This window comes from Kitasatospora sp. NPDC057940 (genome assembly GCF_042887425.1).
Classification (GTDB): Bacteria; Actinomycetota; Actinomycetes; order Streptomycetales; family Streptomycetaceae; genus Kitasatospora.
The window spans coordinates 19,004-39,227 of the sequence record NZ_JBHVPH010000006.1 but is presented as its reverse complement, the minus strand read 5'-3'; the positions used below and the strand labels follow the sequence as shown (position 1 = coordinate 39,227).

Annotated in this window: 18 protein-coding genes and 1 riboswitch; of the genes, 9 read left to right on the top strand and 9 right to left on the bottom strand. The window is 73.3% G+C overall.

The genetic code is table 11. From position 1 onward, the window contains the following. Window positions 1–275: 275 nt before the first annotated feature. Window positions 276–1,235 (bottom strand): peptidoglycan DD-metalloendopeptidase family protein, encoded by a 960-nt coding sequence (locus ACFVTF_RS12305; protein WP_387812627.1) that lies wholly within the window; start codon window positions 1,233–1,235, stop codon window positions 276–278. Between the two features lie 2 nt (window positions 1,236–1,237). Beyond that, window positions 1,238–1,420: riboswitch (cyclic di-AMP (ydaO/yuaA leader) on the bottom strand. A 312-nt stretch (window positions 1,421–1,732) separates the two neighbouring features. Between ACFVTF_RS12305 and ACFVTF_RS12300 the strand changes: the two genes are divergently transcribed. Beyond that, window positions 1,733–3,265 (top strand): MFS transporter, encoded by a 1,533-nt coding sequence (locus ACFVTF_RS12300; RefSeq protein WP_387812624.1) that lies wholly within the window; start codon window positions 1,733–1,735, stop codon window positions 3,263–3,265. A gap of 7 nt (window positions 3,266–3,272) precedes the next feature. On the opposite strand, the gene purB is transcribed toward ACFVTF_RS12300, so the two are convergent. The 4 genes from purB to ACFVTF_RS12280 all read right to left on the bottom strand — a co-directional run bounded on the left by purB (window position 3,273) and on the right by ACFVTF_RS12280 (window position 6,559). Continuing rightward, on the bottom strand, window positions 3,273–4,703 hold the full coding sequence (gene purB, locus ACFVTF_RS12295) for an adenylosuccinate lyase (RefSeq protein WP_371521316.1): 1,431 nt from the start codon (window positions 4,701–4,703) through the stop codon (window positions 3,273–3,275). Between the two features lie 137 nt (window positions 4,704–4,840). Continuing rightward, complete coding sequence (locus ACFVTF_RS12290) at window positions 4,841–5,293, bottom strand: MarR family winged helix-turn-helix transcriptional regulator (protein WP_387812620.1); 453 nt, start codon at window positions 5,291–5,293, stop codon at window positions 4,841–4,843. 97 nt (window positions 5,294–5,390) lie between these two features. After that, window positions 5,391–5,807 carry a DUF3037 domain-containing protein gene (locus ACFVTF_RS12285; protein WP_350879042.1) on the bottom strand — a complete coding sequence of 139 codons (417 nt, stop codon included), beginning with the start codon at window positions 5,805–5,807 and terminating at the stop codon, window positions 5,391–5,393. Next, a complete protein-coding gene (locus tag ACFVTF_RS12280) occupies window positions 5,804–6,559 on the bottom strand; it encodes a HipA family kinase (protein ID WP_079136059.1) in 756 nt (251 codons plus the stop codon). The genes ACFVTF_RS12285 and ACFVTF_RS12280 overlap by 4 nt, the downstream gene beginning before the upstream one ends. 169 nt (window positions 6,560–6,728) lie before the next feature. Here ACFVTF_RS12280 and ACFVTF_RS12275 point away from each other — a divergent pair, with 169 nt between their 5' ends. Continuing rightward, window positions 6,729–8,087 carry an NAD(P)/FAD-dependent oxidoreductase gene (locus ACFVTF_RS12275; RefSeq protein ID WP_387812616.1) on the top strand — a complete coding sequence of 453 codons (1,359 nt, stop codon included), beginning with the start codon at window positions 6,729–6,731 and terminating at the stop codon, window positions 8,085–8,087. Between the two features lie 142 nt (window positions 8,088–8,229). On the opposite strand, the gene ACFVTF_RS12270 is transcribed toward ACFVTF_RS12275, so the two are convergent. Next, window positions 8,230–9,447, bottom strand: coding sequence for a GDSL-type esterase/lipase family protein (locus tag ACFVTF_RS12270; protein WP_387812613.1), 1,218 nt, complete (start codon window positions 9,445–9,447; stop codon window positions 8,230–8,232). A 225-nt stretch (window positions 9,448–9,672) separates the two neighbouring features. Continuing rightward, the gene (locus tag ACFVTF_RS12265; RefSeq protein ID WP_387812610.1) at window positions 9,673–11,010 is read right to left on the bottom strand and encodes an aminotransferase class I/II-fold pyridoxal phosphate-dependent enzyme; all 1,338 of its coding nucleotides are present in this window, start codon (window positions 11,008–11,010) and stop codon (window positions 9,673–9,675) included. A gap of 34 nt (window positions 11,011–11,044) precedes the next feature. Here ACFVTF_RS12265 and ACFVTF_RS12260 point away from each other — a divergent pair, with 34 nt between their 5' ends. The 6 genes from ACFVTF_RS12260 (at window position 11,045) to ACFVTF_RS12235 (ending at window position 16,772) form a co-directional block, all read left to right on the top strand. Then, window positions 11,045–11,716, top strand: coding sequence for a pyridoxamine 5'-phosphate oxidase family protein (locus ACFVTF_RS12260; RefSeq protein WP_387812607.1), 672 nt, complete (start codon window positions 11,045–11,047; stop codon window positions 11,714–11,716). A gap of 14 nt (window positions 11,717–11,730) precedes the next feature. Beyond that, window positions 11,731–12,384, top strand: a complete 654-nt coding sequence (locus ACFVTF_RS12255) for an FMN-binding negative transcriptional regulator (protein ID WP_371521297.1) — start codon at window positions 11,731–11,733, stop codon at window positions 12,382–12,384. 252 nt (window positions 12,385–12,636) lie between these two features. Next, window positions 12,637–14,046, top strand: a complete 1,410-nt coding sequence (locus ACFVTF_RS12250) for a sugar porter family MFS transporter (RefSeq protein WP_387812603.1) — start codon at window positions 12,637–12,639, stop codon at window positions 14,044–14,046. A gap of 65 nt (window positions 14,047–14,111) precedes the next feature. Then, window positions 14,112–14,810, top strand: coding sequence for a dienelactone hydrolase family protein (locus ACFVTF_RS12245; protein ID WP_387812600.1), 699 nt, complete (start codon window positions 14,112–14,114; stop codon window positions 14,808–14,810). A 60-nt stretch (window positions 14,811–14,870) separates the two neighbouring features. Beyond that, window positions 14,871–16,139, top strand: a complete 1,269-nt coding sequence (locus ACFVTF_RS12240) for an MFS transporter (RefSeq protein WP_387812597.1) — start codon at window positions 14,871–14,873, stop codon at window positions 16,137–16,139. A 96-nt stretch (window positions 16,140–16,235) separates the two neighbouring features. Beyond that, window positions 16,236–16,772, top strand: a complete 537-nt coding sequence (locus ACFVTF_RS12235; RefSeq protein ID WP_371522971.1) for an HAD domain-containing protein — start codon at window positions 16,236–16,238, stop codon at window positions 16,770–16,772. On the opposite strand, the gene ACFVTF_RS12230 is transcribed toward ACFVTF_RS12235, so the two are convergent. Both ACFVTF_RS12230 and ACFVTF_RS12225 read right to left on the bottom strand, forming a co-directional pair. Next, window positions 16,750–17,538, bottom strand: coding sequence for a CPBP family intramembrane glutamic endopeptidase (locus ACFVTF_RS12230; protein ID WP_387812594.1), 789 nt, complete (start codon window positions 17,536–17,538; stop codon window positions 16,750–16,752). The genes ACFVTF_RS12235 and ACFVTF_RS12230 overlap by 23 nt on opposite strands. A gap of 76 nt (window positions 17,539–17,614) precedes the next feature. Further along, the gene (locus tag ACFVTF_RS12225; RefSeq protein WP_350879027.1) at window positions 17,615–19,120 is read right to left on the bottom strand and encodes a glutamate--cysteine ligase; all 1,506 of its coding nucleotides are present in this window, start codon (window positions 19,118–19,120) and stop codon (window positions 17,615–17,617) included. Between the two features lie 367 nt (window positions 19,121–19,487). Here ACFVTF_RS12225 and ACFVTF_RS12220 point away from each other — a divergent pair, with 367 nt between their 5' ends. Then, window positions 19,488–20,060, top strand: coding sequence for a hypothetical protein (locus ACFVTF_RS12220; RefSeq protein WP_371521282.1), 573 nt, complete (start codon window positions 19,488–19,490; stop codon window positions 20,058–20,060). Window positions 20,061–20,224: the final 164 nt, after the last annotated feature.

Genomic DNA, 20,224 nt, shown 5'->3' with positions numbered 1-20,224 from the left:
CCAATCTACTTAACTCATGTTATATTGACACCGGGGTACCCAGCCGGGTCCCGGAAAAGCCACCGGACGGCCCGTCTCTGGAGCCAGTTGGCGGGAGCCGGGCCGGCCTGGGCGTGTCCCGCGCCCATGTCCACTGCTGCGGCGATCACCCGGTCGAGCGGTCACCCGACATGACCATCCCGGGCGGTCGATTCGCCCCGTAGCAGCGGTGGTTCCTCATCCGACACATCCGGCACATCCGGCAGATCTGTCAGATCCGGTGCATCCGGCACGGGTCAGAGCGCGACGCCGTGGGCCCGCAGGTAGGCGACCGGGTTGATGTCCGAGCCGTACTCCGAGCCGTTGCGGATCTCGAAGTGCAGGTGCGGGCCGGTCACGTTGCCGGTCGCGCCGGAGAGGCCGATCTGCTGTCCGGCCTTGACGGTCTGACCGATCTTCACACCGATCGAGGACAGGTGCGCGTACTCGGCGTAGTGGCCGTCGGCGAGCTTGATCTCGACCTCGTTGCCGTAGGCGCCGCCGTTGCCGGCCTTCACCACGACGCCGTTGCCGACGGCGCGCAGCGGGGTGCCGGTGGAGGCGACGAAGTCCTGGCCGGTGTGGTGGCCGGAGGCCCACATCGAGCCGGCCACGCCGTAGGCGGTGCCCAGCTTCGGGTTGGCCAGCGGGGCGACGAAGGCCGAGGCGGCGGCGACCGGCACGGCGGTGACCGCGGTGGTCGGCGCGGCGGTCTGCAGCTGGGTCTGGAGCTGCGCGGACGGCTTGGCCGCCTCGGTCTGGACCTCCAGCTGGGCCTGCGGCTTGGCGGCGGTGGTGGCCGGCGCGGCGTCCTGGGCGGACGGCTGGGCGGGCTTCGCCGGGGCGGCGGGCTTGGCCGGGGCGGCCTGGCCGGCGACCACGAGCTTCTGGCCGGGGAAGATCAGGTCCGGGTTGCCGCCGACGACCTCACGGTTGTGGTCGTACAGCGCCTGCCAGCCGCCGTCGACGTGCTGGGCGTCGGCGATCTTGGACAGGGTGTCGCCGCTGACGACGCGGTAGCTCTCCTGCGAGGAAGCCTGGGCCTGGTCGGCGGGAGCGGCGGCCGGGGCGGCGGTGACCGCGGCGGCCGGCGCGGGGTGTGCCTGGGCGCTCATCGCGGTGACGAGCGGCAGGGCGAAGGAGACACCGGTGACGGCGGTGGCGATCCCGATGCGGGCGGCGCGGGGCAGGGCGATACGACGAGCCTGTGCAGGCATGGAATTTTCCTCTCCGACGCCTGCGAGGTGAGCTGTCGGGTTCGGGCTGGAGTTGCCCGGCCGCACATGCGGCTTCACCCCTAGCCGGCCCTGGATCCGGGTACGCGAAAGCGTGCCGTTTCCGGTCCGGCGACTTACCTGTGGGTCCCCCGCTCCTGCCGTACAGAGTTCGGTGCGAGCCACCGGGCAGCGGCAGGATTCGGCGTTCCACCCGGTGGATCCGTCCGGACTGGCCGGGCGGTCGCTGAACTAAAACCCATCCGTTCGGGTGAAGCAATGTCGATCACTTGAACCGGAAACAACCCCCCGAGCTGCGGTGACCCTCCGAATGATCGGCTGCACCGTACGTGCACAATCCATTCACCGGGCGCCACTGATCCACGACACTGCGCCGATTCCGACGCCGCTGCGCACCCGCCCGCTCACGCACCGCGCACCCACCGACACACCCCCCGGTGACCCTTGTCACGTACGCCCCACGGGCGCAGGATCGGCCCGTGGCCACCTCCGAAGCAGGAACACTGCGTCTGGGCACCTCGCGGGGACGCTGGGTCCTCCTCGCGACGGTGCTCGGCTCCAGCATGGCGATGCTCGACGGCACCGTGGTGAACGTCGCGCTGCCCCGCATCGGCACCGATCTCGGCGCCTCCCTCGCGTCCCTGCAGTGGACGCTCAACGCCTACCTGCTCACCCTGGCCGGGCTGATCCTGCTCGGCGGCGCGCTCGGCGACCGGTACGGCCGGCGCCGGGTCTTCCTGATCGGCGTGCTCTGGTTCGCCGCCGCCTCCGCGGCCTGCGCGGCCGCCCCCACCATCCACGTGCTGATCGCCGCCCGCGCCGTCCAGGGCATCGGCGGGGCGCTGCTCACCCCCGGTTCGCTCGCCATGCTGCAAGCCGTCTTCCACCCGGACGACCGCTCGGCTGCGGTCGGCCTGTGGTCGGGCCTCGGCGGGGTGTCGGCCGCGGTCGGCCCCTTCCTCGGCGGCTGGCTGGTGGACGGCCCCGGCTGGCGGTGGATCTTCCTGCTGAACCTGCCGCTCGCGGCCGCCGTGGTCGCGGTCACCTCCCGGTTCGTCCCCGAGAGCCGGAACGAGAGCGCCGTCGGCCGCTTCGACGTCCCCGGCGCGCTGCTCGCCGCGCTCGCCCTCGGCGCGGTCACCTACGCGCTGACCGCCGCCGGGGAGGGCCTGTCCCCCGCGGTCTGGCTCACCGGCGCGGTCGGCCTGCTGCTCGGCGCGGCCTTCATCGCGGTCGAGCGCCGCACCCCCGAGCCGATGCTGCCGCTCGGCCTCTTCTCCTCCCGGCTGTTCACCGCCGTCAACCTGGTCACCCTCTGCGTCTACGCGGCGTTCAGCGGGGTGTTCTTCCTGCTGGTGGTGCAGTTGCAGATCGTCTCCGGCTTCTCCCCGCTGGTCTCCGGCCTCGCCCTGGTCCCGATCACCGTGCTGATGCTGACCCTGTCGGCGCGCGCCGGGCGGCTGGGCAAGCGGATCGGCCCCCGGATCCCGCTCACCGTCGGTCCGCTGGTGTGCGCCGCCGGGGTGCTGCTGATGCTGCGCACCGGCCCCGACTCCTCCTACTGGGCGGACGTGCTGCCCGCCGTCACGGTGCTGGGCTGCGGGATGACCCTGCTGGTCGCGCCGCTGACGGCGACGGTGCTGGCCGCCGTCGAGGTCCGGCACGCGGGCATCGCCAGCGGCGTCAACAACGCCGCCGCCCGCGCGGCCAGTCTGCTCGCGGTCGCCGCGCTGCCCTCGCTCGCCGGGCTGAGCGGCGACGCCTACCGGGTGCCGTCCGCGGTGGACTCCGCCTTCCGCACCGCGATGCTGATCTGCGCCGGGCTGCTGGTCACCGGCGGGCTGACGGCCTTCGCCACCGTCCGCGGCAACGTGCTCGCGCCGACGGACCGCCCGGTGGCCGAGCCGGACTGCGAGTGGGCCTGCGGCACCACCCCGCCGCTCGACCCGGGCCACGTCCACACGGACGAGGGCCCCGCCACCGGATCGGCGACAGGGCCCTCAACCAGCTGACGAATCGTCAGAGGATGTCGCCGGGCGCGTACTTGGCGGCCTCCGGGTAGGCCGCGGCGACGGCCTCCACCTGGCGGACCACCTCGGCGACCTGGGCGCCGGCCGCACCGGTGAAGGAGAGCCGGTCGGCCAGCAGCGCGTCCAGCCCGGCCCGGTCCAGCGGGATCCGCTCGTCGGCGGCCAGCCGGTCCAGCAGCTCGTTCTCGCGGGCGCCCGCACGCATCGCCAGCGCGGAGGCGACGGCGTGCTCCTTGATGACCTCGTGGCCGGTCTCCCGGCCGACGCCCGCGCGCACCGCGCCCATCAGCACCTTGGTGGTGGCGAGGAACGGCAGGTAGCGGTCCAGCTCGGCCTCGATCACGGCGGGGAAGGCGCCGAACTCGTCGAGGACGGTCAGGAAGGTCTCCAGCAGGCCGTCGAAGGCGAAGAAGGCGTCCGGCAGCGCGACCCGGCGCACCACCGAGCAGGAGACGTCACCCTCGTTCCACTGGTCGCCGGCCAGCTCGCCGGTCATCGAGGCGTAGCCGCGCAGGATGACGGCCAGGCCGTTGACGCGCTCGCAGGAGCGGGTGTTCATCTTGTGCGGCATCGCCGAGGAGCCGACCTGGCCCTCCTTGAAGCCCTCCGTGACCAGCTCGTGGCCGGCCATCAGACGGATGGTCTTGGCCAGGCTGGACGGCGCGGCGGCCAGCTGGACGAGGGCGGTGAGCACCTCGAAGTCCAGCGAGCGCGGGTAGACCTGGCCGACGCTGATGAACACGTTGTCGAAGCCGAGGTGCCCGGCGACCCGGCGCTCCAGCTCGGCGAGCTTGTCGGTGTCGCCGCCGAGCAGGTCCAGCATGTCCTGGGCGGTGCCGACCGGGCCCTTGATCCCGCGCAGCGGGTAGCGGGCGATCAGCTCCTCCAGGCGGCGGAAGGCGACCAGCAGTTCGTCGGTGATCGACGCGAAGCGCTTGCCCAGGGTGGTGGCCTGCGCGGCCACGTTGTGCGAACGGCCGGCCATGACCAGCTCGGAGTGCTGGGCGGCCAGGCGGGCCAGCCGGACCAGCACGGCCACCGTGCGGTCGCGCACGTGCTCCAGCGACTGGCGGATCTGCAGCTGCTCGACGTTCTCGGTCAGATCCCGGGAGGTCATGCCCTTGTGGATCTGCTCGTGGCCGGCGAGCTCGCTGAACTCCTCGATCCGGGCCTTCACGTCGTGGCGGGTGACCCGCTCACGGGCGGCGATCGAGCCGAGGTCGACCTGGTCGATCACCCGCTCGTAGTCGGCGACGGCGTTCGCCGGTACCTCGACACCGAGGTCCTGCTGGGCCTTCAGGACGGCGAGCCACAGGTGGCGCTCGAGGACCACCTTGTGCTCGGGGGACCACAGCTGGGCCAGGGTCGCCGAGGCGTACCGGGAGGCCAGGACATTGGGGATCTGGGGCTTCGCGCTCACGCTTCGCAAGCCTAACAGCCGAGGTCAGCCGGAACGTCGGCGCACCGGGCAGCTCCGACCCGGGCCGGAGCGGACGGCTCCGACCGGACCCGCCCGACGGCTCCCGCCGGGCGCGGCGCGGCCCGCTGCCGGGCGGCCTACTGGGCGGGGGCCCGGCCGGCCAGCACCGGCAGGACCTGCGCGCAGATCGAGTGCAGCGCGATCCGCTGCTCGTCGGTCATCGCCTCGAAGGCCTGGTGGGTGCGGGCCATCTCGCCGCGGATGCGGTTCAGGATCTCCCGGCCCTCGTCCGTGATCACGACGATCTTCACCCGGCGGTCACCGGCGGCGGCCTCCCGGTGGGCCAGGCGCAGCGACTCCAGCCGGTCCACGATCCCGGTGACGTTGGAGGCGTCGCAGCCCAGCCGTCCGGCCAGCGCCCGCATCGGCACCGGTTCCTGCACCGCGCCGAGCGCCTTGGCCTGCGAGGAGGAGAGCCCGTGCCGGGCGGCGGCCGCCGCGAAGTCCTGGAAATACGCGGCGCCGACGGCGGCCAACGCTTCCATCAACTCGGCGTTGGTCGGTACGGTCGTCGTCGCTGTCGAACCCATGGGGTCAGCGTACGGCCAAGTGCTTCAGCAACTCAAGCTTTGACCACGGCAACCGTCGACGACTTGACCGGAACTGCAGCACCGGCCGGTCGAGAGCCTAGAGCACCAGCTGATCGAACAGGTGCCGCAGCTCCGGCTCCGGGTCCGCGGTCAGCCCGGTGTGCACCGGCCCCGGCTGGACGATCGCACTGCGCGGAGCGGTCAGCCAGCGGAACCGCTGCCCCGGGCTGTCCCCCGCCGCCGGACCGGCCTCCGGGCCCCCGGCGCACACCGCCTCGATCCCGTGCAGCGCCCGCCGCACCCCGTTCACGTCCGCCACCGGGTCGAGCGCCAGCAGCCGGGCCTGGTCCAGGTGCGTGCGCGCGGCCAGGTACCCGTTCTGCCGGCAGTACAGCAGCACCCCCACGTTGACGCACTCGCCGCGCTCCACCCGCGGCACCGCGCGGATCACGGCGTACTCGTAGTCGTGCAGTTCGACGGCGGCCGGCAGCGCGGGCGTCCTCGGCTCGGTCATGCGGGCACCTCCGGCAGCCAGTCGCGCGGACCGGCCAGTCGGCCGGTCAGCTGGGCGCGGTACGCGGCGCGCACCGCCTCGGGCGAGTCGAAGCCGGGCTCGTCCAGCAGCCAGACCTCCGGGATCCGCGCCACCGCGCCCTCGATCGCGGCCTCCGCGAGCGGCGCGAGCGCCTTGTCGGCGGCCGTCAGGTCCGGCCGGGCCCGCAGCAGCGCGTGGTCCGAGGCGTCGTACGGGCGGCGCACCCAGGCGGCGGCGCCCGCCCAGTGGTGGTGGAAGATCAGGCTCGCGCCGTGGTCGATCAGCCGCAGCCCGCCGGTCGCCACCAGCAGGTTGGGGTTGCGCCAGGAGCGGTCGACGTTGCCGATCAGCGCGTCGAACCAGAGCACCTGGCCGGCCAGCTCCGGATCCACCTCGAAGCAGAGCGGGTCGAAGTTGAGCGCGCCGCTGACGAAGGCCATCCCGAGGTTGGTCCCGCCACTGGCCCGCATCTGGTCCTGGACCTGCTGGTCCGGCTCGCTGCGGGCCAGCACCGGATCCAGGTCGACCGTCACCAGCTCCGGCACCGGCAGCCCGAGCCGCCGGCCCAACTCCCCGGCCAGCACCTCCGCCACCAACGCCTTCCGGCCCTGCGCCGCGCCGACCCATTTCAGCGCGTACAGCCGCCGGTCGTCGGCCTCGACCAGGCCCGGCATCGAGCCGCCTTCTCGCAGTGGCGTCACATAACGGACCGCCGTCACCTCGGGGAGCACGCCCGACAGCCTATCGGTGCCGACCCGTCACCTCCTCCCCTCCGTGCGCCCCCTCCCACCCCTCCGCCATCCGCCCCACCCCGGTGGCAGCCCCCGCTGCTCCGTGCGAGTGTGGCGGACAGCAATGGGGACCTTCGCGGTTACGACCTGCACGGCAAAGGGATGAGCGATGGAACGACCTCGGATCCTGATCGTGGGCGGCGGCTTCGCCGGCCTGGAGTGCGCCCGCCGACTCGAACGCAAGCTCGCGCCGTCGGAGGCCGAGATCTCGCTGGTCACGCCGTTCAGCTACCAGCTCTACCTGCCCCTGCTGCCGCACGTCGCGGCCGGCGTGCTGACCCCGCAGTCGGTCGCGGTCTCCCTGCGCCGCACGCTGCGCCGCACCCACATCGTTCCGGGCGGTGCGATCGGCGTGGACCCGGCCTCCAAGGTGTGCGTGGTCCGCAAGATCACCGACGAGGTGGTGGCGCAGAAGTACGACTACCTGGTCCTCGCCCCCGGCAGCGTCACCCGCACCTTCGACATCCCCGGCCTGACCGACTACGCCCGCGGGATGAAGACGCTCGCCGAGGCGGCCTACGTCCGCGACCACGTGATCGCCCAACTCGACCTCGCCTCGGCCACCCTGGACCAGCGGGAGCGCGAGTCCCGGCTCCAGTTCGTGGTCGTCGGCGGCGGCTACGCGGGCACCGAGACGGCCGCCTGCCTGCAACGCCTGACCACCGCCGCGTCCCACCGCTACCCGCGCCTGGACGCCCGGCAGATCAAGTGGCACCTGATCGACATCGCCCCGAAGCTGATGCCGGAGCTGGGCGACGCACTGGGCCTGTCCGCTCTGGAGGTGCTGCGCAGCCGCGGGATCGAGGTGTCGCTGGGCGTCTCGGTGGCCGAAGTCGGCGCCGAGTCGGTCAAGTTCACCGACGGCCGGGTGCTGCCCTGCCGAACGCTGATCTGGACCGCCGGGGTCGCCGCGAGCCCGCTGATCGGCACGCTGGACGCGGAGACGGTCCGCGGCCGGCTCGCGGTGACGGCGGAGATGCGGGTGCCGCAGTTCGAGAACGTGTTCGCGCTGGGCGACGCGGCCGCCGTACCGGACCTCGCCAAGGGCGACGGCGCGGTCTGCCCGCCGACCGCCCAGCACTCCGCCCGGCAGGGCCGCGTGGTGGCCGGCAACGTGATCGCCGCGCTCCGCAACCAGCCCCTGGAGCCGTACTACCACAAGGACTTGGGCCTGGTGGTCGACCTGGGTGGCAAGGACGCGGTGTCCAAGCCGCTCGGCGTGGAACTGCACGGGGTGCCGGCCCAGCTGGTGGCCCGCGGCTACCACCTGATGGCGATGCGCACCAACGCGGCCAAGTTCCGGGTGGGCGCCAACTGGCTGCTCAACGCGACCGCCGGGGACGACTTCGTCCGGACCGGCTTCCTCGCCCGGCAGCCCGCCAGGATGCGCGATTTCGAGTACACCGACGCCTACTTGACGAAGGATCAGGTCCGGGCGCACGCCCAGGCCCTGCTCGCCAAGGGCTGAGCCACCCGGCGCCCGCCTCCGGAACCGGTCCGGAAATGGGCGCCGGGCATCGCGTCACAACGGCCCGGCGTCGTGACAACCGGGCGTCACGACAGTCGAGTGCCAGAACAGCCCGGCGTCACGACACCCCCGTGTCACGACGTCACCGCGCCGCCAGGTACATCCCGCTCGCGTCCTGCCCCGCCGTGTTGCGGCACGCGTAGTCGCCGCTGTTCTGCCCCCACAGCAGGGTCAGGCAGCGCCCGAGCGCCTGCTGCCCGTAGTAGTTGGGGTGCATCGACTCCTGCAGCACGCCCTGGGTGGAGTTGAGGCCGCCGTCCAGGAAGCGCGCCCATTCGCTGGTGGTCGCGGACGGTCCGGCGGTGGCGGTCGGCTGCCGGGTGGCCGTCGAGCAGACCTCGCGGCCCTGCAGCATGTCGGAGAGGTCGAGGAACTGGGCGCCCTTGGACGCCGCGACCCCGGCCAGCGACTTGGAGATCTGCGGCACCATCGAGTCGCGCGCCCAGTCGGCGTCACCGTCCCAGAACGGGCAGCCGCCGGTGTTCGAGCGGGTCCAGCCGCTCTCCGGGTAGCGCATCTCGGCGCTGCGCGGGATCGGCGAGGGGTAGGACTGCAGGACCAGGCGGTAGTCCCCCTGCGCGTAGCCGGCCCCGGCCATCACCGCGCGGATCTCGTCGATCGCCTTGCCGACCCCAGCCATCGCCGTGGGCATCTTCGAGTCGATCGAGGACTGCGCGGAGTCGTGGCAGTAGGAGTACCAGATGAGGTAGTCCTGGACGCAGTTGGAGATGATGCCGCCGAAGCCGAGGTCGTTGCCGCCGATCGACAGCGTGATCAGCTTGACGTTGTTCTGCCGTGCCACGGTGGCGAGTTGGTCGGCCTGCGGGGCCTCGCCCTTGAGCGTCTGGCCGCCGTTGGCGGCGCGGAAGATGTTCGCGGTGACGGCGCCGGAGCAGGCCAGGTTGATCTCGTTCTGCGCGCCGGTGGAGGCGCTGAGCACCTCGGCGACGTCGGAGCGGTCGCAGCCGCTCGCGGCCGTGGGGCCGTAGATCCGGGAGGCGTCGGCGGAACTGCCGTTCCAGGCGCGGTCGGTACCGGCCCGGCTGCCGCTGGTGCCGGCGGCGTTGCCCATCCAGCGGCCGGCCTCGCCGGAGATGTAGCTGTCGCCGAGCGTGACGCTGGCGGTGGGGCCGCCCGGTGCGGCGAGGGGTACCGAGGGGGCCGCGGCGGCCGACGCGGCGGTGGCGAGGCCGCCGGCCATCAGACCGCCGGCGGCCAGCGGGAGGGCGAGGGCCGCGGTGAGCAGCCGTCGGCGGAGTCGAGGGGCACTGCGGGTGATGCTCGAACTGTTTTCGGGCACGGCGGAACTCCTGCGGCTCGGTCTCCCCGTGCGGTGGGGACGGGGAGACGCCTAGGTGAGGGTGGGCCGCCGGCCGGTGGCGCGATGAACATGACATGCCCGCACTGGTTACCGCTAGGTATCTGCACCAGGTTTCCCGCTTTGTTACCGCCGGGTTCAGACCAGCGGAGCACCGGGTTCAGACCGGCGGGACGAACGGGTCGAACCGGACCGGAGCAGCCCGGTTCACACCAGCCGCGAACCGGCCCCGCCCGCCCCCAGCACGGCCGCCAGGTCCTCGGCCAGCCGCCGCGCGTCCGCCGGTTCCAGCTGGGCCACGGTGAGCCGCAGCCCGGGCGGGGACTGGACGCGGTAGCGCGCGCCGGGCGCCGCGACCCAGCCGCGCTGCACCAGCGCCACCAGCGCGGAGGTCTCGTCCGGCACCGGCACCCAGACGTTCAGCCCGCTCTCGCCGTGCGCCTCGATGCCGCGCGCGGCGAGCTCGCCGAGCAGCGCGTCCCGGCGGGCCCGGTAGACGCCGGCCACCCGGGCGACCGGCACCGCGTCGGTGCGCCACAGTTCGGCGACGGCCCGCTGGAGCAGGTGGCTGACCCAGCCGGCGCCCAGGCGCAGCCGCCCGGTGACCCGCCCGATGGTGTCCTGGTCGCCGACGGCCACCGAGAGCCGCAGGTCCGGGCCGTACGCCTTGGCCGCCGAGCGCACCACGGCCCAGTGCCGCGCGCCGGCGCCCACCAGCGAGTGGTACGGCTGGTCGACCATGCCGTGCCCGTGGTCGTCCTCGATCAGCAGCACGCCGGGGTGCTCGGCCAGGACGGCCCGCAGTTCCTCGGCCCGGCGGGCGGTGAGCGCGGCGCCGGTCGGATTCTGCGCCCGGCTGGTGACCACCACCGCACGGGCGCCCTCGGCCAGCGCGGCGGCGAGCGAGTCGGGCAGCGGGCCCTCGTCGTCCAGCCGGACGGGCGCGGGCCGCAGGCCGAGCGCGGGCAGCAGGTCGAGCAGGCTGCCCCAGCCCGGGTCCTCGACGGCGACGGCGTCGCCGGGGCGCAGCCGGATGGCGAGGATGCGCTCGATGGTGTCGAGCGAGCCGGAGGCGACGGCGATCGGGCCGCCGGGCAGGCCGTCGGCCTCGAAGGAGGCGCGGGCGAGCGCGAGCAGCCCGGGGTCGATGGCCGGGTGCCCGTACAGGACGGGCTCGGCGCGGGCGGCCCCGGCGGCGGCCGCGAGGACCGGGGCGAGGTCGGGCAGCAGCGCCGGGTCGGGGTTGCCGCCGGACAGGTCGCGGGCGTGCGGGGGGACGGGGACGCGGATCTGGTCGCGCGGGGTGAGCGCGGGCCTGGGGAGGATCCGGCTGCCCTTGCGGCCGGCGGTCTCGATCACCCCGCGGTCGCGGAGCAGCCGGTAGGCGGCGGCGACGGTGTTGGGGTTGACGCCGAGTTCGGCGGCGAGGTCGCGCAGCGGGGGCAGCGCGGTTCCGGGGGCGAGGCGCCCGGTGCTCACGCCCTGTTCGATGTGGGACGCGATTTCGCTGGCGCGTCGCCCTTTCAGCGGATAGTCTCCTAGCACAAAGCAAATTATGCACTAGTACATAGAGGTTGTCATGTCGGCCCCTTCAGAAGGCTCCGCCAGCTACTCCCGCACCCCCCGCACCACCCCCACCCGCTACAAGGACCGCGCCACCTGGGAGCAGGAGGCGATCCACGACATCCTCGACCACGCGTACATCTGCCACCTCGGCTTCGTCGCCGACGGCGCCCCCGTCGTCCTGCCGACCATCTACGCCCGCGTCGGCGGCCGGCTGTACGTCCACGGCTCGACCGGCAGCCGTCCGCTGCGCAGCGCCTCCGCCGACCAGGGACTGCCGGTCTGCCTCACCGTCACCCTGGTCGACGCGCTGGTGCTGACCAAGTCCGCGTTCAACCACTCGGTCAACTTCCGCTCGGTCGTCGCGCACGGCACCGCCCACCAGGTCACCGACCCCGAGGAGCTGGACGTCGCGCTGGCCGCGCTGGTCGACCACGCGATCCCCGGCCGCTCCGCCGAGGTCCGCCCGGCCAACGCCAAGGAACTCGCCGCCACCGCCGTCCTGCGGCTCGACCTGGACGAGGTCTCGGCCAAGACCCGCGCGGACGGCGCCGACGACGACCCGGAGGACCTCGACCTGCCCCACTGGTCCGGCCTGATCCCGGTCACCACCGTGCACGGCACCCCCGAGCCGGCCGACTCCACCACCGTCCCGCTGCCCGCGCACCTGCGCGGCTACCCCCGCTGACGGAGGGCCCGCCAATGCTGATCAGATCCTGGGACCGCGGCGACGAACAGGAGTGGCGCGCCTGGCTGGCCGAGGGCCGCGACTTCGGCCTGCTCGCCGCCAACGGCGGACCGGGCGAGGGCCCGGTGCTCGTCCCGACGCACTTCCTGCTGGACGCCGAGCGCGGCGAGATCCTGCTCCACCTCGCCACGCCCAACCCGCTGCTGGCCGCAGTCCGGGCCGACCCGCAGGTCACCCTCGCGGTCACCGACGACTACGCCTTCGCGCCCGGCCACTGGCGCGGCGAGCCGGGCACGCCCACCAGCTACTACGCCTCCGTCCACTTCCACTGCACCGCCGAGCTCGTCGAGTCCGCGGCGGGCAAGGCGGAGATCCTCAACCGCCAGCTGGCGCACTTCCAGCCGGAGACGCCGGACACCCGGGTGGTGCCCGGTGAGGGCGAGTTCTCCCGGCTGCTCCCCGGCGTGCGCGGGCTCCGCCTGACGGTCCGCGAGGTGCGGGCCAAGTTCAAGTACGACGACAAGAAGCCGGCCGACGCCCAGCACGCGATCGCCGACCGGCTGGCCGAGCGCGAGGCCGACCGGGCGGACGCCCCGCACCCCCGGCGTGACCAGGACGCCGCCGCCCGCACCCAACTGCTGCGCCGGCACCGGCGGCGCGTCAGCTGACCGGGGCGCACCGGGCGACCGGGGGGCGCGTCAACTGCCCCGGCAGGCGCACCGGCTGGCCCGGGGGCGCGTCCGCCCGTTCACGCTCCCGGCGCGAACGGCCCATCGCGCCCCTGATGACTGCCCCTGGCTGACCCCGAATCACCCGATCGGCCCCCAATTCGAGCAGGGCGGCCCCGCCGCTGCTCGAATGTGAGACGAGTCCTGCCCACTCGGCCGTCAGAGCGGGCCCGTCCACCTCGGGGAGCGCGCTTGTCCACACTCAACAGCCATCGGGCGGGCGAGGCCCACCTCGGGCACGTCATCTTCATCTCCGCCGCCGCCGCGATGGGCGGGTTCCTGTTCGGCTACGACAGCGCGGTGATCAACGGTGCGGTGACGGGCATCCAGAAGCACTTCGCCGTGGGCAACGGCGAAACGGCCTTCGTGGTGGCCATCGCGCTGCTCGGCTCGGCGGCCGGCGCGGTGGCCGCCGGCCGGCTCGCCGACCACCTCGGCCGGGTCCGCACCATGCTGCTGGCCGCCGGCCTGTTCGCGATCAGCGGCCTCGGCTCGATGTTCCCGCCGAGCATCCAGGTGCTGGCCACCTGGCGCGTGGTCGGCGGCATCGCGATCGGCATCGCCTCGGTGATCGCGCCCACCTACATCGCCGAGGTCGCGCCGACCGCCTACCGGGGCCGGCTCGCCTCCTTCCAGCAGATGGCGATCGTGCTCGGCATCACCGTCTCCCAGCTCGCCAACTGGGCGATCAACCAGGCCGCCGGAGGTGAGTCCACCGGCCACCTGGGCGGCATCCAGGCCTGGCAGTGGATGCTCGGCGTGGAGGCCATCCCGGCCCTGGTGTACGGGCTGATGGCGCTCGCCATCCCGGAGTCGCCGCGCTACCTGATCGCCGACCACCGGGAGGACCAGGCCCGCAAGGTGCTGCGCGAGGTGGAGGGCGAGGACGTCGACCTGGACGTCCGGGTCGCGGAGATCCGCGCGGTGCTGGAGTCCTCGCACAAGCCCCGGCTCAAGGACCTGCTCGGTGGGCGGTTCGGCCTGCTGCCGATCGTCTGGGTCGGCATCGGGGCCTCGGTGTTCCAGCAGTTCGTCGGCATCAACGTGATCTTCTACTACTCCTCGTTCCTCTGGCAGTCGGTCGGCATCAACGAGTCCAACTCGCTGCTGATCAGCCTCTCCACCTCGATCATCAACGTGATCGGCACGGTGATCGCGATGGCGCTGGTGGACCGGATCGGCCGCAAGCCGCTCGCCCTGGCCGGCTCGATCGGCATGGCGCTCGCGCTGGGCACCGCCGCCTGGGCGTTCTCGTACCGGCAGGGCACGGGGGACACCGCCACCCTCGACAACACCCACGCCACCGTCGCCCTGGTCGCGGCGCACGTCTTCGTGCTCTGCTTCGCCTTCTCCTGGGGCGTGGTGGTCTGGGTCCTGCTCGGCGAGATGTTCCCCAACCGGATCCGCGCGCTCGCGCTGTCCGTCGCCGCGTCGGCCCAGTGGATCGCCAACTGGGCGATCACCGTCACCTTCCCCAACCTCGCCGACTGGAACCTGTCGGCGACGTACGTCATCTACGCGGCCTTCGCGCTGCTCTCCATCCCGTTCGTGGCCTTCTGTATCAAGGAGACCAAGGGCCGCGCCCTGGAGGAGATGGGCTGAGCCCGCCCCCGCCGAGTCCCCGTCGAGTCCCCGCCGCATCCGGCCCGACCCACCGCGAGGAACCCATGCCTGACCAGGGCGGCTCCCGGCAGAACGTCGCCTTCCCGAGCAACGGCCGTACCGCGCACGGGTACCTGGCCCGCCCGCCCCAGGGCGTCGGGCCGGGCCTGGTGGTGCAGGAGTGGTGGGGCCTCACCACGCACGTCGCGACGATGGCCGACCGGTTCGCCGCCGAGGGCTTCACCGTGCTGGCCCCCGACCTGTTCGGCGGCGCCACCACCCACGACCGCACCGAGGCGGCCCGGCTCACCCGCGAACTCCCGGTCGAGCGGGCCGTCGAGGACCTCTCCGGGGCCGTCGACCACCTGCTCGCCCTGGAGGGCGTGGTCGGCGACGCGGTCGGCGTGGTCGGCTTCTGCATGGGCGGCGGCTTCGCCCTGCTGCTGGCCGCCCGGGAGGGCGACCGGGTCGCCGCGGTGGTGCCCTTCTACGGCCTCCCGCCCGACCCGGACTTCGACTACCGGGGCCTGACCGCCCACGTCCTGGGGCACTACGGCGAACGGGACGGCTCGATCCCGATGGCCGCCGTCGACGAGGCCGCGATCCGGATCGGCGAGGCCACCGACGTCCGCCCCGAGATCCACTTCTACCCGGCCGGCCACGCCTTCATGAACGACGAGAACCCGCTCGGCACCTACGACCCGCTCCAGGCCGCGACCGCCTGGCGCCGCACCCTCACCTTCCTCTGGGGCCACCTGGGCTGATGCCGTCCCAGCCGTGAAAACCCGTTGGACAGCCGTACGAACCGCGGCCATAGTCTCCAAGTGCCGAGCCGACCCCCACGCCCCCGCCGCCTCGCCTGGGCGAGCCGCAACTTCCGCATCCAGACCGCCGCCACCGTGGTCAGCGGCCTCGGCAACGCCGGTGCCCCCATCGCCACGGCCTTCGCCGTGCTCGGCCACGGCGGCACCACGTCCGAGGTCGGCTACGTCACCGCCGCCCGGCTGCTGCCCACCGTCCTGCTCCTGGTGGTCGGCGGCGCCCTCGCCGACCGGATGCCCCGGCACCACATCATGGTCGCCGCCAACCTGTTCAGCGGCCTGTCCCAGGTCGTCCTGGCGGCGCTGGTGCTGGCCGGGAACATCCAGCTCTGGCAGCTGATGCTGCTCTCCGCCGCCGGCGGCGCCGGGTACGCGCTCTACTCCCCCGCCTCCGGCGGCATGATGCTGCGGGCCGTCGCCCCGGAGCACGCCGCCCGGGCCTTCTCGGTGTTCCGGATGGGCCAGAACGCCTCCCAGATCGGCGGCGCCGCGCTCGGCGGCGCGCTCACCGCCGCCGTCGGCCCCGGCTGGGTGCTCGCCCTGGACGGCGCCTGCTTCCTGGTCGCCGCCTCGCTCCGGTTCTTCCTGGAGGCCGAGCAGGCGCCCGCCCCGCAGGGCCACAGCATGCTGCGCGATCTACGGGAGGGCTGGCGGGAGTTCGCCTCCCGCCGCTGGCTCTGGGTGATCGTGGCGCAGTTCTCCGTCCTGGTCGCCTGCATCGGCGCGGTCGAGTCGGTGTACGGGCCGACGGTCGCCAAGGAGCGCCTCGGCGGGGCGTCCGACTGGGGCCTGGCGATGGCCGCCTACGGCGTCGGGCTGGTGGTGACCGGCGTGCTGATGGCCCGCTGGCGGCCGCGCCGGATCCTGCTGGTCGGCAACTGGGGGGTGTTCCTGTTCGGCGTGCCCGCCCTGGCGCTGGCGGCGGAGGCGCCGCTGCCGCTGCTCGCCCTCGCGATGTTCCTGTCCGGGGTCGGCGTCACCGTCTTCGGCGTCAACTGGATGATCGCGCTCCAGCAGGAGATCCCCGAGGAGATGTTCTCCCGGGTCGCCGCGTACGACGAGTTCGGCTCCTTCTCGCTGTCCCCGATCGGCATCGCGCTGGCCGGCCCGGCGGCCACGGTGCTCGGCCTCTCGGGCGCGCTGTGGGCCTGCGCCGTCGTCTGCCTGGTGCTCAGCGCGGTCGTGCTGCTGGAGCCTCAGGTCCGCCGGCTGGCCCGCAGGAGCACCGTCGACGCACCGGTGGCCGCCGCCGAGCCGGTGGCCACGCCGTGAGCGCCCCGTGCGCCCCGCGTGCGCCCGGCCGTACGCAACCACTGGTACGCCAGGTTCGTCCGACCAGGTAAGTCACACCACCGTCTCTGGGGGCCACTGGTGCCGAAGCCGCTGTTGTTCCTGGACGTCGACGGGGTGCTCAACCCGGTCTGCCCACACCCGGACGCCGGGTTCGACACCCACACCCTGTTCGGCTACTCGGTGCTCCTCTCCGCCCGACACGGCGCCTGGCTGCGCGAGCTGGCCGGCACCTACGAACTCGTGTGGGCCACCACCTGGGAGGAGCACGCCAACACGCACATCGCCCCGGCGATCGGCCTGCCCGCCCTCCCGCTGGTCCGCTTCACCGGTGACGTCCCGCAGCCCGGTGACCCGCGCGTCCCGCTGATGGAACTGCTCTCGGCCCGCAAGTGGGCCCCACTGCTGCGCTACGCCGCAGGCCGCCCGTTCGCCTGGGTGGACGACGTCATCCCGCCGCGGCTGGTCCGCAACTCCCTCTGGCGCCGCGACCGCCTGCTGCTGCCGATCGACCCGGGCCCGGGCCTGGAGCGCCGGCACGTCGACCGCCTGCTCGCCCGGCCGCCGCGCACCCCGGCCGGCCGCCTCCCGCTCAGGGGGTCGGCAGCCAGCTGACGTGCCCGGCGAGCAGCGCGTACCCGACGAAGGCCACCGTGTCGATCAACGCGTGCGCCGCGACCAGCGGCATCACCCGCCCCCAGCGCCGGTAGAGCAGGCAGAACACCGCCCCCATCACCATGTTGCCGACCAGCCCGCCGACCCCCTGGTACAGGTGGTACGAGCCGCGCAGCACCGAACTCGCCACCACCGCCGCCGGCCACGACCAGCCCAGCTGCCCGAGCCGGCGCACCAGGTAGCCGAGGACGACGACCTCCTCCAGGGCGGCGTTCTGCCACGCGGAGAGCACCAGCACCGGGATCCGCCACCACACGTCCGGCAGCCCGGACGGCGCCACCGTCAGGTTGAAGCCGGCCGCCTGCGAGGCCAGGTACAGCACCAGCCCGGAGCCGCCGATCGCGGCCGCCACGGCGGCGCCCCGGCCGAGGTCGCGCAGCTTCTGCCCGAGGTCGAAGCCGAGCACCCGCAGCGCGGCGCCCTCGCGCACCAGCAGGTACCCGACCAGCACCACCGGCATCAGCCCGCGCCCGATGTAGTACAGCTGCCACACCAGGTCCAGCCAGGGCCGGCCGGGCGCCCGCGAGCCGTTCAACGTGGCGACCTGCTGGCCGAGTTGGATCGGTTCGGTGAGCGAGGCCGCGAAGCTGATCAGCGCGCTGACGCCGCTGGCCCCGAGGGAGAGGCCGAGGACGATCAGCAGTTCCACGCCGAGCAGCCGGCGCGTGGGCTTCGCGGTCTCCGGTGCGGTCGGGAGGGTGGTCACGGGGGCTCCAGCGGGGCGGGCGTCGCTCCGGCCGTCGGCCGACCGCCGGAACGGTCATCCTGACACAGCGGTCCGGCTACCCGACCGGCCAGGTGTGCACCGGCTCACCGGTGCGCATGTGCTCGATGTAGCGCCTGGTCATCGCGGCGAGCGCGGCCGGGCGGTCCATCCCGTACTGCTCGCGCAGCCGGTGGAAGGTCGCGCTCTGCCAGGCCGCGCCGTTGGTACGGCGCAGGCAGCGCTGCTCGATGATCCCCAGGTAGCGGTCCCGGTCGGCGGGCTCCACGCCCCACTCGTCCAGGCCCTGGTGGGCCATCGGCAGCAGTTCGTTGAGCACCAGGTCGACGGCGGACACCGTGGTCAGCCCGCCGCCGCGGCCCGCCCGGCCCGCCCGCGGCCACTGGAACACCGCGTCGATGCCGTAGCGGGCGCCCTGCCGGAAGTTCTCGTCGGCCCGCTCGAACGGCAGCCGGGTCCAGACCGGCCGGGGCTGCTCGGCGAGCACCCGGACCAGCCCGTAGTAGAAGGCGGCGTTCGCGAGCGTGTCGGCCACCGTCGGCCCGGCCGGCAGCGCCCGGTTCTCCACCCGCAGGTGCGCGATCCCGCCCGCGATGTCGTACACCGGCCGGTTCCAGCGGTAGATCGTGCCGTTGTGGAGCCGCATCTCGGCGAGCCGGGGCGCGCCGCCGGAGGCGAGCACCTTCAGTGGGTCCTCGTCGTCGCAGATCGGCAGCAGGGCGGGGAAGTAGCGCAGGTTCTCCTCGAACAGGTCGTACGCCGAGTCCACCCAGCGCTCGCCGAACCAGGTGATCGGCCGGACGCCCTGCGCCTTGAGTTCCGCCGTACGGGTGTCACAGGCCTGCTGGAACAGCACCGGACGGGTCTCCCGCCACAGCTCCCGCCCGAACAGGAACGGCGAGTTGGCGCCGAGCGCGAGCTGCGCCCCACAGATCGCCTGGGCCGCGTTCCACACCGAGGAGAAGCGTTCCGGGGTCACCTGCAGGTGCAGTTGCAGGGAGGTCGCGGCGGCCTCGGCCACCATGGTGATGGTCTCCAGCTGGAGGTGTTCGACGCCCTCGATGTCCAGCGCGATGTCCTCGCCGCGGGCGGCCAGGATCTGGTCGCTGAGCAGGCTGTAGCGCGGGTTGTGGGAGATCGCGTCCAGGCCGGTGTGACCGTGCTCCAGGGTCGGCAGGATCCCCACCATGACGATCCGGGCACCGGCCTCGGCGGCCCGCCGGTCGGCGTAGCGCAGCCCGGTTTCGAGCTCCTCGCGCAGGTCCTCGAAGACGTGCCCGCACAGCCGGTGCGGCACGATGTTCACCTCGACGTTGAACTGGCCCAGTTCGGTCTGGAAGTCGCTGGAGCCGATCGCGCTCAGCACCTGCGCGTTGCGCAGTGCCGGCAGGCCGTCCTCGTCGGCCAGGTTGAGCTCGATCTCCAGGCCCATGACCGCCCGCGGCCGGTCGAACCGGTCCTCGCGCAGCATCCGCCCCAGCGCGTCGAGGCAGGCTTGGAGCTTGCGCCGGTACAGCTGCCGGTCCGCCAGATCAGCACGAGTCGCCACGACCTTCTCGCCCACGGTCCCCTCCTCCTGAGACACCGGCCGACCCGACCGTGCAAGCATCATGCCCACCTCGAAGATCGATACCCGAATGCTTGTACTGGCTTGCAATGCAAGGAAACTGACGGATATTCAGCAGATCTGCCGACTTGCCCGGCGCCACCGCCTGTGATAAACAGGTCACCCTGCGCACCTGTTCGATAGAATTCGCACTGCGCTCCGGCCGGCCCGCTCCGCCTCGAACCCCTCGTCGACGGCGGCGACCGCGCCGGCACCGCGATCATGCACAACCGGACACGGCCAGGTCCCGTCACCGATGACACGCCGCGCCACGCCGGTATGCCGCACTCGCACGCCGATCTCGCACGGAGAGGCGGACCCCGCCATGACTCTGCAGACCCCCCAGCCCCCGCCGAGCGCCCTGCGCGCCGTCCTGGCCGCACTCGACTCGGAGACCGCGCTGCGCCAACCCGCCGCCGCAGCACTGCGCCATCCGGTCGGCACGCTGCTCCCCACGCACCCGCTCGCCGTCCACGTCCTGGACGGGCCGCGCCCGGAGCTGCGCGCCGCCCGCCGGACGGGCTGGCGCTTCCTGATCAAGGACGGCGCCGAGGTCGCCGCCGCCGCCGAGGTCGTCCAGGCCGTCGAGGGCCACACCTTCTCGCACTTCACCGCCGGCCCCTACCTCGACTCGACGGTCCGGGCGCTGCGCCAGGCCTGGCAGCTCGCCCAGGGCTCCCGGTCCCGTCAGCAGCCCCGGCTGCTGACCTTCCCAGGGCAGTACGCGACGGCACTGTGGCTGCACGGCCCCGACACCGACCCGGCCGCCGACCAGCTGATCCCACTGGCCCCGGCCCCGCTCGGCGTCACCGCGCACCGCGCCTACCCGGCCGGCGAGCTGCTGCCGCTGCTCGCCCGGGCGCCGCTCGCCAAGCCACTGCTGCTCGGCTCCTCCTGAGCCGGCCCCACGCCGCCGGGCCGCCGGGCCACCACCCGGCGGCCCGTGGGCGTGCGCGTCGCCCTCGCCCGCCCGAACCACCCGGACGGGCCATCCGCCCTGACCTCCTCGGGCCATGCCGCAGCTGACCCATCGGTGCGCCTTTTCCCGCCGGACCCACCTGA

Excerpts from the sequence above, each read along its gene's own strand:
- ACFVTF_RS12305 (WP_387812627.1), bottom strand. The coding sequence starts at position 1,235 with ATGCCTGCACAGGCTCGTCGTATCGCCCTGCCCCGCGCCGCCCGCATC.
- ACFVTF_RS12290 (WP_387812620.1), bottom strand. The coding sequence starts at position 5,293 with ATGGGTTCGACAGCGACGACGACCGTACCGACCAACGCCGAGTTGATG.
- ACFVTF_RS12285 (WP_350879042.1), bottom strand. The coding sequence starts at position 5,807 with ATGACCGAGCCGAGGACGCCCGCGCTGCCGGCCGCCGTCGAACTGCAC.
- ACFVTF_RS12275 (WP_387812616.1), top strand. The coding sequence starts at position 6,729 with ATGGAACGACCTCGGATCCTGATCGTGGGCGGCGGCTTCGCCGGCCTG.
- ACFVTF_RS12260 (WP_387812607.1), top strand. The coding sequence starts at position 11,045 with ATGTCGGCCCCTTCAGAAGGCTCCGCCAGCTACTCCCGCACCCCCCGC.
- ACFVTF_RS12255 (WP_371521297.1), top strand. The coding sequence starts at position 11,731 with ATGCTGATCAGATCCTGGGACCGCGGCGACGAACAGGAGTGGCGCGCC.
- ACFVTF_RS12245 (WP_387812600.1), top strand. The coding sequence starts at position 14,112 with ATGCCTGACCAGGGCGGCTCCCGGCAGAACGTCGCCTTCCCGAGCAAC.
- ACFVTF_RS12220 (WP_371521282.1), top strand. The coding sequence starts at position 19,488 with ATGACTCTGCAGACCCCCCAGCCCCCGCCGAGCGCCCTGCGCGCCGTC.